General features: G+C 64.3%; 9 protein-coding genes. 2 read left to right on the forward strand and 7 right to left on the reverse strand.

Annotated elements, in window-relative coordinates; all coding sequences use genetic code 11:
• Positions 1-124: 124 nt before the first annotated feature.
• From AC5O77_RS04915 to AC5O77_RS04935, 5 genes are read right to left on the reverse strand one after another with little or no spacing between them, the layout of a single operon-like run.
• Entirely contained in the window at positions 125-2,092 is a 1,968-nt protein-coding gene (locus tag AC5O77_RS04915; RefSeq protein ID WP_317217859.1) for a type IV pilus secretin PilQ, read from the reverse strand.
• 21 nt (positions 2,093-2,113) lie between these two features.
• Positions 2,114-2,620, reverse strand: a complete 507-nt coding sequence (locus tag AC5O77_RS04920) for a pilus assembly protein PilP (protein ID WP_010484064.1) — start codon at positions 2,618-2,620, stop codon at positions 2,114-2,116.
• Between the two features lie 26 nt (positions 2,621-2,646).
• The gene (locus AC5O77_RS04925; RefSeq protein WP_049400744.1) at positions 2,647-3,303 is read right to left on the reverse strand and encodes a type IV pilus inner membrane component PilO; all 657 of its coding nucleotides are present in this window, start codon (positions 3,301-3,303) and stop codon (positions 2,647-2,649) included.
• Positions 3,300-4,178 (reverse strand): PilN domain-containing protein, encoded by an 879-nt coding sequence (locus AC5O77_RS04930; RefSeq protein WP_478057682.1) that lies wholly within the window; start codon positions 4,176-4,178, stop codon positions 3,300-3,302. The genes AC5O77_RS04925 and AC5O77_RS04930 overlap by 4 nt, the downstream gene beginning before the upstream one ends.
• Positions 4,178-5,236: a pilus assembly protein PilM gene (locus AC5O77_RS04935; RefSeq protein WP_010484061.1), complete on the reverse strand. Its 1,059-nt coding sequence runs from the start codon at positions 5,234-5,236 to the stop codon at positions 4,178-4,180. The genes AC5O77_RS04930 and AC5O77_RS04935 overlap by 1 nt, the downstream gene beginning before the upstream one ends.
• 219 nt (positions 5,237-5,455) lie before the next feature.
• Here AC5O77_RS04935 and AC5O77_RS04940 point away from each other — a divergent pair, with 219 nt between their 5' ends.
• On the forward strand, positions 5,456-7,879 hold the full coding sequence (locus AC5O77_RS04940; protein WP_478057681.1) for a penicillin-binding protein 1A: 2,424 nt from the start codon (positions 5,456-5,458) through the stop codon (positions 7,877-7,879).
• Between the two features lie 271 nt (positions 7,880-8,150).
• The gene (locus AC5O77_RS04945) at positions 8,151-8,795 is read left to right on the forward strand and encodes a hypothetical protein (protein ID WP_010484059.1); all 645 of its coding nucleotides are present in this window, start codon (positions 8,151-8,153) and stop codon (positions 8,793-8,795) included.
• Between the two features lie 282 nt (positions 8,796-9,077).
• Here AC5O77_RS04945 and AC5O77_RS04950 read toward each other — a convergent pair whose 3' ends face one another.
• Positions 9,078-9,821, reverse strand: coding sequence for a hypothetical protein (locus tag AC5O77_RS04950; protein WP_107432127.1), 744 nt, complete (start codon positions 9,819-9,821; stop codon positions 9,078-9,080).
• A gap of 69 nt (positions 9,822-9,890) precedes the next feature.
• Entirely contained in the window at positions 9,891-14,474 is a 4,584-nt protein-coding gene (locus AC5O77_RS04955) for an ESPR-type extended signal peptide-containing protein (protein ID WP_478057680.1), read from the reverse strand.
• Positions 14,475-14,495 lie beyond the last annotated feature (21 nt).

Below are 14,495 nucleotides of genomic sequence, written 5' to 3' on the forward strand. Positions count from 1 at the left end.
GAACGGCTGAACGGCCCATCCACGCATGGCGTGGATCTACTGGACATGGGCGGCGTGGATCTACGGGCGGAAACGCAGAAGGGCCGCGCAGGGCGGCCCTTCTGCGTTTCGCGGAGGCGCGGGCTCAGTTCTGCTTGGCCACGCGCAGCACCTTCGGGGTCACGAACACCAGCAGCTCGGCCTTGTCCTTGTTGCGGCCACGCTTCTTGAACAGGTTGCCCAGGAACGGCACGTCGCCCAGGAACGGCACCTTGCTGATGCTGCTGCGGTCGGTGAACTCGTACACACCACCGATGACCACGGTCTGCCCATCCTCGACCAGCACCGCGGTAGTGACCTCGCGCCGGTTGATCGACGGCACCGTGCCGTAGCCGTCCAGCTGTATGAGCTGGTCCACTTCGTCCTTCTTCACCTGCATATTGAGGAAGACGCGGTTGTCGTTGGTGATGGTCGGCGTGACCTTCAGCTCCAGAACCACTTCCTTGAACTGCACGTTCGGCGTTGCAACACCACTGGCACCGCCACCACTGATGGTGACGTAGCCGATTTCCTTGCCCTGCTTGATCGTTGCCTCACGCTGGTTGGTGGTGACCACACGCGGGTTGGAGATCACTTCACCTCGCGACTCTTCCTGCATGGCCGACAACTCCACGTCCAGCAGGTAGCCGGCGTTGAGGATCGACAAGGCCAGAGAACCCGGATTGCTGGTCGCGGCTACCGGCAAACTCCAGTTCAGGCCACGGGTAATGGCCGAACCCGTCGGTACCGGCGGCGGACCGACACGGCCGCCAGCAATCCAGTCACGCTCGGCCTTGGCATTGTCCTGCGCCGCCTTGACCTGGGATTCGCGGGTCAGGCGATTGGATTCCAGGTTGCCGCTGAAGTACACGTTGTCGCGGCTGCCGCTGATGCCGAACTTCGCACCCAGCTCGCGGGCGAAGGTATCGGTGGCGATGACGATGCGGCTTTCGATCAGCACCTGGTCGACCGGGCGGTCGATCACGCTGATCAGCTCGCGCATGCGCGCGATCTTCTTCGGAATGTCGCTGATCATCAGCGTGTTGGTGCGCTCGTCGGCGACAATGCGGCCCCGCCCGGACAGGAAGCCACTCTCCTCCTGCGACGAGCCGCCACCACCGCCATTGCCGCCACCACTGCCGCCACCGATGCCCTTGGCCTCGGTCAGCGCTTTGAAGATCTGCGTGGCGCTGTGGTAGTTGATCTGGACGTAATCGGTGACCAGGTCTTCGCGGTTCTCGATGGCGATGCGCGCGTCTTCCTTCTCCTGCTCGAACTTGGCCAGCTCAGCCTGCGGAGCGACCCAGATCACGCTGCCATCGCGACGCTTGTCCAGGCCCTTGGCACGCAGCACGATGTCCAGTGCCTGGTCCCACGGCACGTTGACCAGGCGCAGGGTCACATTGCCCTGTACCGAATCGGAGGCCACCACGTTGAGATTGGATTCCTCGGCGATCAGCTGCAGCACGGTGCGCACCGGCACGTCCTGGAAGTTGAAGGTCACCGGCTTGCCGGTGAAACCGCGCTGGCCGACGGCCTTGGCAGCCTGGGTGACGCTGCCGGCGGTGACTGCACCGACGGCGGCCGGCGCCTGCCGCGGGCTGATCTCCACCACGTACTCGTTGCCACTCTGGTAGGCCAGCGACTCCACCGCGCCACCGGTGCTCAGCACCAGCTGGGTACCGGCACCGGACGGCTTGGCGTCGATGCGCTGCACCGGCGTGGCGAAGTCGATGACGTTCATCGGCTTCTGCAGGTTGGCCGGCAGTCGGGCGTTACCGACATCGACCACCACGCTGTTGCCCTGCGTACGCAGGTCCGGAACCGCGCCCTGGCCGTCGAACTGGACGATCAGGCGCCCGGCGCCATCATCGCCGCGCTTGAAATCGATCTTGGCCACCGACAGGCCGGCCGGCGCTGCCGCCGGTGCCACGGTGGCGCCCACCGGCTTTTCCGCCGGTGCGGCGGCCAGCGCCGGAGCGCAGGCCAGCATCAGCGCGACTCCCAACGCGCTGACACGGTTCAAGGTAAAGCGCCGGATGGGACGCAGCCCCTTGGCTTGGTGAAAGGTCATCGTGCTATCCCCAGTAAACGATCATTGATCTTCAAGCGAGAGCGTTGCCGGCCGTTCCAGCCAGCCACCCGCGCCATCCGGCACCAGTTCGATCAGCTCCACGTGGTCTTCGAAGACCGCCGTGACCCGCCCGTCGCTCTGCCCCAGGTAGCCGCCCGGGCGTACCCGGTAGGTCACCTTGTCCGGCCCCATCACCAGCGCCACGGTGGCGGCTCCGGTGCCGATGGTGCCGACCATGTCCAGTGCGTCCAGCGGGAAGCCTTCCAGCGGTTCCTTGCGCCGGTTCGGATCCGGACGCAATCCGCCATTCCCCTGCTGCGGATTGGTCCAGGCATCGGTGAACGGATCGCGCAGACCCTGTGCGGAGTATTCGAAGGTTTCGAACTGCTGCATCACCGGCAGCGGCTCCAGCGGCTGTGCCGGTCGCGCACGCTCGCCTTCCACCCACTTTTCAAGATTCGGTGCATCACCCGGCGTGCTGGTCACATCGCGGCCGCACGCGGCCAGCATCAGCACGACGGCGGCCATCCCACAACGCGCAAAGAGGGAACGGATCACTTCTTCTCCTCCTTGCCGGCGTCAGCCGCCTGCTGTGCCTGCACCTCGGTCTCATCCAGATAGCGGTAGGTCTTGACCGTGCCGGACAGCTCCAGCGCACCGCTGCGGGCGTTGCCGCTGGTCTTGTCCTTGGGCTTGAGGTTGATGTCGTGCATGGTCAGGATGACCACGCGCGGCAGCGACGCCACGCCACTGACGAAGGCACCGAACTGGTGGTAACTGCCCACCATGCGCAGCTTGATCGGCTTCTCGGCGTAGAACTCCTTGACCTGCTCCTGCTCCGGCTCGAACAGCTCGTTGGTCAGGCCGCTGGACAGCGCAGTCTGCGAGATGTCGATGATCAGGTCCGGCATTTCGGTCTTGCTGGGCAGCTGCCGCAGCATCTGCTGCAGCACCTGTTCCATCTGTGCCAGCTGCTGCTTCAGCGGCGCCAGGTTCACCGCACGCTCCTGCTGCTTGGTGAACTCCGAACGCAGCTCGACCTCCTTCGATTCCAAGCCAGCCAGTTCCTCGCGCTTGCCACTGATCAGCAGCATCCACGCCACGAACATGATCACCAGCGCCAACAGCGAACAGAAGACGATCTTGGCCTTCTGCGGCCAGTTGCCGATGTCGTTGAAATCCAGGTTCTTCAGATCGATTTTCTGGCTCATGCGCGATCCCCCTGCAGCGGGGCGTTGAAGGCCTGCGGCGGCTGCGCCAGGCGGCTGCCCTCGGGCTTCGGCGCAGGCTTTGCAGCCGGGGCTGCCGGCTGGTTCGGCGTGGCCGGGGCCGGGGTGGCAGCAGGTGCGTTGACCGGCGCGGCGGCGGGTGCGGGTGCAGCCGGTGCAGCAGGTGCAGCAGGTGCCGCTGCATCCGGGCCGGCTGCAAGCGGTGCCACTGTGGGCGGAGCCGGCGCTGCCACCGAACCATCGGCGTTGAGGCCTGGCGTACCGGCCACTTCCTCACTCTGTGCCGGCAGCTTCACCTTGACCACGAACACATAGGGCAGCGCCTTGATGTCGGCCAGCGGGCCCACCTTGCCGTCCTTGTCCTTCTCGGGATCACGCGCTTCGATGATCGACAGTTCCGGGTTGGTCATCCAACCGGAGGTCTCCAGGTTGCGCATGTAAGCCGAAACACGGGCATTGGACTGGGTACGGCCTTCCAGGGTCAGCACGTCGCCTTCCTGCTTCAGCGCGGTCAGCACCAGGCCATCGGGAATCGTGCGCACCAGCGCATCGAACAGGTGCACCATCTGCGAGCGCTTGGCCTGCAGTTCCTCGATCACCTTCTTGCGGGCCAGCAGGCGTTCCTTCTGCGCGTCGAGGCGGTCGATCTCCTTGTTCTGTTCCTTGACCTTCTCGATCTCGGCTTCCAGATAGGCGTTACGGTCCATCTGGCCGCTCACCTGGCGGTCGTAGTAGAACCAGATCACCAGCGACAGCAGCAGGCCACCGATCGCGGCCATGCCCAGCATTGCGTAGAACTCGCGCTGGCGTTGCTTGCGCCGTTCGGCGCGCCAGGGCAATAGATTGATGCGTGCCATCAGTCGAAGCTCCTCAGCGCCAGACCGGTTGCGATCATCAGCGCGGGGGCATCCTGGGCCAGCGCATGCGCGTTCACCTTCGGCCCCAGGGTCATCTGTGCCAGCGGGTTGGCGACCACGGTCGGCACGCCCAGCTGTTCCTCGACCATTTCCGGCAGACCGCCCAGCACGGCGCAGCCGCCGGCCAGCACGATGTGATCAACGCGGTTGAACTCACTGCCCGCATAGAAGAACTGCAGCAGGCGGCTGATCTGCTGGACCGTGGCTTCCTTGAACGGCTCCAGCACTTCCATCTCGTAGCTTTCCGGCAGCCCGCCCTGGCGCTTGGCCAGTCCGGCTTCCTCGTAGCTCAGGCCGTAGCGGCGCATGATCTCGTCGGTCAGCTGCTTGCCACCGAACACCTGTTCGCGGCTGTACAGGCTGCGGCCGCCGCGCAGGACATTGAGGGTGGTCATGGTGGCACCGATGTCGACCAGCGCGACCACACCCTCGATGGATACCGGCAGCTCGCTGGCGACCAGGGCATAGGCGTTCTCGACCGCGAAGGCCTCCACGTCCATCACCTTGGCCTGCAGGCCACCCAGCTCCAGCGCCGACTGGCGCAGTTCCACGTTCTCCGAACGCGACGCGGCCAGCAGCACCTGGACCATCTCCGGGTTGTTCGGGATCGCCCCGATCACCTCGAAGTCCAGGTTCACTTCCTCGATCGGGTACGGAATGTAGTTGACCGCTTCCAGCTCGATCTGGGCTTCCATGTCGTTCTCGTCGAGCTCGGCCGGCATCGGGATCACCTTGGTGATCACCGCCGACCCAGCGACGGCGGCAGCGGCCAGCTTGGCCTTGCTCCCCGAGCGGTTCATCGCACGGCGGATGGCCTCACCCACGGCCTCCACTTCCACGATGTTCTTCTCCACCACCGCATTCGGCGGAAGAGGTTCCACAGCGTAATGTTCCACACGAAAACGATTGCCACTGCGGGACAGCTGCAAAAGCTTTACCGCAGTCGAACTGATGTCGACGCCTACAAGCGGCGACTGACTTTTTGGGATGAGCCCCACGGTTTCTCCCCTGCCGACGGGCACTTGGACGCAAGACCTGCGCCCGAGCATTAATAACGTATTCTTAGCAAATGGCAACGGCCCTGCTGTGAAGTCCCTCACGGATTCACCATGCAGCCCCTGACTGTTCCCCTTGCGCTCCCCGGTGCCGACCCCAGCCGCCACCTTGCGTAATCTATACTCTGCGACCACGAAATTCGCAATCGGAATCTGAACCCGATGACTCGACTCCGCCGCTGGCTGCGCTGGATCTTCCTGATTGTCCTGGTCCTGGCGCTGATCGGCGCGGCCGCCGTGGGCGGTCTGTACTACGCCGTGTCCTCCAAGCTTCCCGACGTGCAGACCCTGCGCGACGTGGAAATGCAGGAGCCCATGTACGTCTATGCCGCCGACGGCAAACTGATGGCGGTGTTCGGCGAGACCCGCCGTACCCCCATCACCATGAAGGACGTGCCCGAGCGCCTGAAGCAGGCGTTCCTGGCCACCGAGGATGCCCGCTTCTACGAGCATGGCGGTGTGGACTACATGGGCATCGGCCGAGCGGTGTGGCTGCTGGCCACCACCAACGACAAGCGCGTGCCGGGTGGCTCCACCATCACCCAGCAGGTGGCCCGCCAGTTCTTCCTCAGCTCCGAGTACAGCTACACCCGCAAGCTGGCCGAGATCCTGCTGGCGCGGAAGATCGAGTCCGAGCTGAGCAAGGACGAGATCTTCGAGCTGTACCTGAACAAGAGTTTCTTCGGCAACCGCGCCTACGGCGTGGCCGCCGCCGCCGAGTTCTACTACGGCAAGAAGCTGAACGAGCTGGACCTGGATGAAATGGCCTCGCTGGCCGGCATCCCCAAGTTCCCGTCTTCGGGCAACCCGATCTCCAACCCGGAACGTGCCCGCCAGCGCCGCGACAACTACGTGCTGCAGCGCATGGCCGACCTGAAGTTCGTCAGCCAGGCCGAGGCCGATGCGGCCAAGGCCGTGCCGATGCACGCCACCGCGCATGAACCGCCGGTGCAGGTCGATGCCCCCTACGTGGCCGAGCTGGTGCGCCAGGAAATGATCGCCCGCTTCGGCGGCGATGTGGTCAACAAGGGTTACCACGTCACCACCACCATCGATGCCACCCTGCAGACCGCCGCCAACCAGTCGGTGCGCGACGGCCTGCTGCTGTACGACCACCGCCACGGCTGGCACGGCGTGGAGAAGCAGGTGCAGGTGGGTGCCGGCGAAGACGCCGCTGCCCTGGCCGAGCACCTGCGTGGCATGTACGGCCAGGCCGGCCTGCTGCCGGCCATCGTCGCCAGCACCGGTGCCGATGGCAGCGCAACGGTGGTGCTGGCCAACCGCAGCGAGATCGTGCTGCCGGCCAGCGCCGCCAAGTGGACCAACAAGACCCCGGGCAAGCTGGTGCAGCGTGGCGACATCGTGCGCGTGCGCGCCGGGGCCAAGGAAGGTGAGTGGCTGCTGGATCAGATCCCGCGCGGCCAGTCCGCACTGGTCTCGCTGGATGCCCACAACGGCGCGTTGAAGGCGCTGGTCGGTGGCTTCAGCTTCTCCGGCAACAAGTTCAACCGCGCCACCCAGGCCCGTCGACAGCCGGGGTCGAGCTTCAAGCCGTTCGTCTACGCCGCCGCCTTCGACAAGGGTTACAACCCGGCCTCGATCGTGCTCGACGCCCCGGTCGTGTTCCGCGACCGCCGCGGCAAGACCTGGGCCCCGCAGAACGACGGTGGCGGCTTCCGCGGCCCGATGCGCCTGCGTGAAGCGCTGGTGCAGTCGCGCAACCTGGTCTCGGTGCGCCTGCTCGATGGCATGGGCGTGGACTATGCGCGCAAGTACATCAGCGAGTTTGGCTTTGCCGAATCGGAACTGCCGCCGAACCTGTCGATGTCGCTGGGTACCGCCTCGCTGACCCCGCTGTCGGTGGCCCGCGGCTACGCCGTGTTCGCCAACGGCGGCTCGCGCGTGGATACGTGGCTGATCGACCAGGTGAACGACCGCGACGGCAACCTGGTGTTCAAGGAAAACCCGGCGCTGGCCTGCCGCGACTGCGCCGGCAGCAGCGACCAGCCGGTCAACCAGGTGGTGGACGGCTTCAACTTCGGTGCCCCGGCCCCGAAGGTGGACCCGGCTGCTCCGGCCAAGGCCGAAGCCAAGACCGAGACCCCGGCCGCGCCGGTCAACCCCGATGCCCGCACCGCCCCGCGCGCAATCGACGCCCGCACCGCCTACCAGCTGGTGTCGATGATGCGCGACGTGGTCCAGCGCGGTACCGGTGCCCAGGCCAAGGTGCTCGGCCGCGAGGACGTGGGCGGCAAGACCGGCTCCACCAACGACCACCGTGACGCCTGGTTCTCCGGCTTCGGCGGCCCGTACGTGACCACCGTGTGGGTGGGCCGCGACGACTTCCGTTCGCTGGGCTACCGCGAATACGGTGGCAAGGCCGCCCTGCCGATCTGGATCGACTACATGCGCACCGCGCTGAAGGACACCCCGATCGCGCAGAACGAACCGCCCAGCGGCATGGTCCAGGCCACCCTCAACGGTGCCACCGAGTGGGTGAAGGTGGAAGACATGGACCGCCTGACCGACTACGACCTGAACCTCAATACCCCGCAGGCCGACGCCGCCGCGTTCGATATCTTCTGAGGAAGGGTTCGGTAGGTGCCGCTCTGGTAGATGCCAACCTTGGTTGGCACCGATGCTGCCCTGGTAGCCGCCAACCTCGGTTGGCACCGATGCGGCTCTGGTAGCTGCCAACCTTGGTTGGCACCGATGCTGCCCTGGTAGCCGCCAACCTCGGTTGGCACCCCGTGCCGACCAAGGTCGGCACCCACCAAAGCGGTTGCATCCGCCATACCCACGCAGATGTCACATCCGTGCGCTAGTCTGTAGCCAGGTCGCAACAGGGAGTCATCGCATGCATCGCGCCCGTCAGCATGCTGCCAGCCAGACCCGCGAGCGGCGCCACCGCCTCGCCCACGAAGCCGCCCGCCTGATGGCCGAAGGCGGCATCCGCGACTACCACCAGGCCAAGTTGAAGGCCGCCAGCCGGCTCGGCATTCACGACGATGCCTCCCTGCCCCGCAATACCGAGATCGAAGACGCCCTGCGCGAGTACCAGCGGCTGTTCTCCGGGCCCCAGCACGGCAACGAACTGCAGCGCCGCCGTGAAGCCGCGATGCGCGCGCTGGAGTTCCTGCACGGCTTCTCCCCGCGCCTGGCCGGTCCCGTGCTGGACGGCACCGCCGACGCCAACAGCCCCGTGCAGCTGCACCTGCACAGTGACGACCCGGAAGCCGTGCACCGCTTCCTGGACGAACACGGCATCCCCGCCGAGTCGCGGACGCGCCGCCTGCGCATGGACCGCGAACGCTGCCTGGATGTGCCGGTGTGGGTGTTCAGTGCCGAGGAGCTGACCTTCGACCTGGCGGTGTTGCCGTATGACGCCCTGCGCCAGGCACCACTGTCACCGGTGGATGAGAAGCCGATGCGACGCGCGTCGGTGGCACAGTTGCGGCAGGTGCTGGCCGAAGCGGAGATCACTGCGTACATCGGCGGATGACGGTAGCGCCGGTCCATGGCTGGCGAGCGCAGCGGTGCCTGCCTTGGGTGGGTGCGGACCGTTGGTCCGCACTGTGCTTCGGGCATTTCGATGGCTGACCGGAGAGCAGTCGAGCATGGCTCGACTCTACAGGGGCGCTGCACCCGTGTTTGGTAGGTGCGGACCGCTGGTCCGCACTGTGCTTCGGGCATTTCGATGGCTGAGCGGAGAACAGTCGAGCAAGCTCGACTCTACTAAAAGCGGTGTTACCTGCTCTGGCAGATGATGCCCATCTTGCTCCCGCTACCAGACAAAACGGGTATCGCGCAGCGGGTCGCTGAGCAGCCGCGGCAACCACGGTGCGGGGGCACGCTGCGGATATTCCCGCATCATCTGTGCGTGCATGGCCTGCAGGTCCCGCAACACCCAGGACTGGTAGTAGATGTCGTTGAACCCATCCGACCAACCACTCTTCACCCGCTCATGCTCGTCTGCCTCCAACGACGGCATCTGGTCCAACGACACCTCCAGGATCGTCGCCAGCGCCGCGTTGATCTGCGCATTCTCCACACCGGCCTGGCGCACGTAGTCCAGCCGATCCAGCACCCGCCGACAATCGTAGGGGAAGCACCCGCCTGTGGCCGTGATGTAGTCAGCAATGTCCGCCAGCATGTCGGCTTTCAGCCGCCACACCACTTCGCTGTCCATCACCTGCCGTACCCGCATCGTGCGCAGCGTGCTTGCCCGCACCTCCTCCGGCGTAGTGAACGGGGCACCCGGCGTGCTGCCCGCGTGGCGTACCAGCACGATGCGATGGATCGCCTCCCTGGTGACACCCTCGATGCGCAGCGCCGCGGTCTCCGGGTGCACGCGCGGCGTCGGCACGCTCAGCATCCGCCACATGTACCACAGCACCAGCAACAGACCGGCGATGCACAGCCCGCTCATCAGCGTCCACAGATCCAGGTTCCGCGTGTAGTAGCGATAGCGCGCCCGCCAGATATAGAACGTGCGATAGCTGATGATTCCCTTTACCCATCTGTACATCGCCATCTCCTGGGCGAGGACCCCGGCGCGGCGGGGTGGATTACGCGCGTCACGCCGGGGCTCCATGGCTTACCAGCCGATGCCCACACCGACGCCCATGCTGCGCTCACCGCTGTTGGTGAACGCACCATTGAGGCTGAAGGTGGCCGAGCCCTTCTCGTTGAGCACACGCTGGTAGCCCACCGCCATGGCCGACTCACCCTCGCTGTAGCCCACGCCCGCACCGAGGCGGTTGTAGGTGGCCAGGCCGGCGGTGTTCATCGCCATCGCCGTCTGCGCGCTGCTCATCGCGGCCATGCGGTTGAAGCGCTTGTCCATCTTGTCCAGGCGGCGCTCGAAGTTGCTGATCGCCCCATCGGTGTACTCGTTGGCGCGGGCCAGCATCTTCTCCAGCTCAGCGGTGTCCACCTGCGGCTTCGGCGATTCGTCCTTGTTGGCCTTCGGCTGCGGCGTGGGCTTGTCACCCTCGCCCAGCGAAGCGACCTGCTGGGAATCCTTGCCTTCCGGTACCACAGGAGTTTCCTCGGCCTGCGGCTTGGGCACCGAGGACGACGCCAGTGCACGCGGTGCTGGGGCATCGTCGATGCGCTGCTCCAGCCCATCCATGCGGCCGTTGAGCTGCTGCTGCATCGAATGCAGCTGGCCACCGTTGACCGCATCGCGACTGCCGGCCGCGATCAGGCCGTTGGCCACATTGGAGATGACCATGCCGTTGGCACCGGCAAGGGTGAGCTGGTTGACGCCGTCGGCGCGGACCGAGGGGGTGTCCTGGAAAACGGAGCGGAGCTGGGTTTCGACCTTGTCCACGCGCGAGGTGGTGGTGACGACCGCGCCATCCAGTGCTTCAAGTGCGCCATTCAAGGTGGACTGTGTCTGGCCCTGGACGTTGAAGCGCGGGGCGACGATGTTGCCGTTGGCATCCACCTCACCACCAAGGGCAGAAAGCGCACCGCGCAGCTGACCGACGGTGGCGGCGTTGTCGTTGGCCGTGCCGTTGGCGACATTCACCAAGCGCCGCCCTGCGGCCAGACTACCGAACGACACAGTGTTCGCCTCGGTTGCCTCAGAACCTGCACCCACTGCCACTGACCAAGCCGCGCCAGCACCCACCTTGGCACCGGAGCCCATAGCGATTCCGTGCTGTGCGCTCACTTGAGATCCCGCGCCCACGGCAAAGCCGCCAACTGCTCGTCCCTCAACATATGAACCTCTTCCCAGCGCCACAGAATTAACGCCAAGCGCCGCTGCATAGGCTCCAAGCGCCGTACCACCGTCAGCCCCAGTCTTTGCAGAATCGCCGATTGCCACGCCCAAGAAGCCAGCAAAGGCATCTTCACTCAGCTCATCTGTATTGATCTTCAGGAAGCGTCCTTGATGCTCAATATTGGATACCCGATCACTGACGCCAAACAACTGGCGCCCAGTAACTACATCTCGACTATCTGCCGAAATGGAGCCATCGGCCACGCCAGTCAAACGCGCACCACCGAAGTCGATCGGGCCGTTTGCATCCATCTCTCGCACTGCCTGCTGCCTCATCTCCCGCTCCTTGCGCATCGCCTCCAGATCATTCCGATTCTGCGAGATCTTCTGCTCTGCGGCATACAGCTGGTTGCCCGTAACGGCATCACGGCTTCCCGGCGCCACTCGGCCGTCGGAAAGATTGGTCAGCACCATGCCGTTTACGCCATTCAGCGCGATCTGGCTCATGCCATCAGCACGGGCGGAGGGTGAATCCTGGAAGATCGAGCTGAGCTGGCCTTCCACCTTGTCCGTGCGTCGGCCGACAGTGATGACGGCGCCATCGAGTGCCGTCAGCGCATCCTCGACGGTGCTCTGCGTTCCGCCCTGCACCGTGTAGGTCGGCGCAATGATGTTGCCATTGGCATCCATGCCTGCGCTGCCGCCGAGGGTGGCGAGGGAATCCTTGAGCTGGGAGACAGTGGTGGCGTTGTGGTCGGCAGTGCCGCGAGCGATATTCACCAAACGCCGCTGGAGAATCGCATTGCCAAACGATGCAACACCTCCTTCGCTAGCTTCAGCACCCTGACCCAATGCCAGCGAGCTATCAGCGCCACTGCCAACCTTTGCACCGGCCCCAAGCGCCACGCTCCCATTTGCAGCTCCACCAATCGATCCAACTTCGGCCCCGGCACCCAGTGCGAAGCCATTGTCGGACCCTTCGAAGACGGTAGACCCGCGCCCGACGGCAACCGAATTTCTTCCCATTGCTACTGCACGAGTCCCCACCGCGGTTCCGCCATCAGCGCCAGCCTTAGCGGCATTGCCCAGTGCTACACCAGCCAAGCCTGCTTCAGCGCGCTCGATGATGGGTGCTGTGCCGATGCTCAGGAACTGGCCAGAGCTCTCTAGATTCGATACACGACTATTGGTCTCATGAAGCTGGCGGCCCGAAATTGCCTCAGCACTGTCGCCACTCACCAGCCCGTCTGCAACGCCACTGATCTTGCGGCTTTCATTGGTACTGTTGCGAACATCCAGCACAGTTCCACTGTTCTTCTCACCAAGCCGTATGCTGCCAGTCGCGGATACCTGCGCCACCAACCCACCCAGCGCTGCTGTCTCGGCCAGCGCCTTGGCTGCATCCGTCTTTGCCACGACAGCGTCCGTGCCCGCAGACCTGGCAATGCCCTCCACCGTCGCCACCTTGTCATTGGTGGCATTGAGCTGCTTGCCATTGACGGCCTCATAGCTGCTGGCGCTAACCACACCATCGGCCACGCCGGTCAGCTTCCGATTCGCGTTCGCGCTGTTGCGCACATCCAAAACGGCGCCGCTGTTCTTCTCACCGATCCGGACATTGCCGCTGGCACTGGCCTGGCTCAGCAGCCCATTGAGCGTTCCCACCTGGGTCAAGGCGGTGTTCGCGGTGGTCTTGGCCGCGCTGGCGTCACTCAGCGCGGTGCTGACGTTGCTGTTGGTGGTGTTGAGCTGCCGGCCAGTCACCGCATCGGTGCTGGTAGAAGACAGCACTGCATCCGCAACACCAGTGATCTTGCGGTTCACATTGGCGCTGTTCCGCACGTCCAGTACGGTGCCGCTGTTGGTTTCACCCAGACGGACATTGCCCGAGGCAGATGTTTGGCTCAGAAGCCCGGAGAGAGTGTTGGCCTTGGTCAGCGCACTGTCTGCATTGGACTTCGCGGAATCAGCGACAGATCGCGCGGCCGTGACATTGCTGTTGGTCACATTCAGCTGCTTGCCTGACACAGCCTCAGTGCTTGTGGCACTGATCGTAGCGTCTGCCACACCCGTGATCTTGCGGTTGGCATTTGCGCTATTTCGCACGTCCAGTACGACGCCGCTGTTGCTTCCGCCTACACGGACGTTACCTGAGGCGGACGTCTGGCTCAGCAGTCCAGAGAGCGTGTTGGCTTTCGACAACGCACTGTCGGCATTGGTCTTCGCGGAATCGGCGACGGATCGCGCAGCCGTGACATTGCTGTTGGTGGCATTGAGCTGCTTGCCCGACACGGCTTCAGTACTTGTCGTACTGAGCGTAGCGTCTGCCACCCCCGTGATCTTGCGATTGGCGTTCCCGCTATTGCGGACATCCAGCGCGATGCCGCTATTGCTCCCGCCTACGCGGACGTTGCCCGAGGCGGATGTCTGGCTCAGCAGTCCAGAGAGCGTATTGGCTTTCGCCGACGCATTATCGGCATTCGCCTTCGCGGAATCAGCGACCGATCGCGCGGCTGTTACATTACTGTTAGTTGAATTCAGCTGCTTTCCGGTCACCGCATCCGTGCTGGTGGCATTCAAGCGCCCGTCCGCCACGTTGACAATCCGTCGCTTGGTTGAGGTATTCCCCACTGAAAATGAATTCGCCTCGGTTGCTTCGGAATTGGCGCCGATGGCGACCGAGCCATTGGCCAACGCCTTCGCATGATGACCAAGAGCGACGCCGCTGTACTCCGCACGCGCGTTACCACCAACTGCAATGGCTCCGGAGTACCCGGTGGTTCCGGCAAAGGCGTTCCCGCCAATCGCGATGCGTGAAACACCAGCCGTGCTCTCAACTGTGCGGGCGCCACTACCTACTGCTATGGAGTTCTGAGAATAAGCACGAGCATCGTGACCGACAGCAGTGGTACCAACACCCGACGCAACCGAACTCGCACCGAGCACTGTGGAGTAGCCGCCCGCGGCTTCCGCCTTGTACCCAACCGCCACAGCTCGGTCCCCCTTTGCAATCGCCTCATTTCCGACAAGCACGCTTCCCCTCCCTGCCAGCGCCGACGCGGTACCGACGACCACGGAACCCCAACCGTTGATGCTGGATCTGGAGCCCAGAATCATCTGCATGTCACCGTTGAGGGTTGAGTCTTTGTAGTAGGCATCATTCACGATGGCGCCTTGCACCACGATCTTGCGTGGTTGCGCAGCGAACAGCGAAGAGATCATGGGAGAGCTGGCCAAGAACCTGGTCACCTCTTCCTGAGGCTCTCCGCTCTCATACTCATCCTTCGGGCGCTCTTGTGCTGATGCAGAGATTCCCACCGATGCAGCAGCCACCAACACCAGCAACCGCGGCTTGGTCCGGGAGGATTTCCCACGTGGACTACTCAACTCACTGCCCACCACCCAGCACTGCTTGGCCACACTCCAGATACGTCGATAGATTCGATTCATGCTTGTTCTCCTTAACAACAA

This window comes from Stenotrophomonas sp. INTA L402-1 (genome assembly GCF_059295135.1).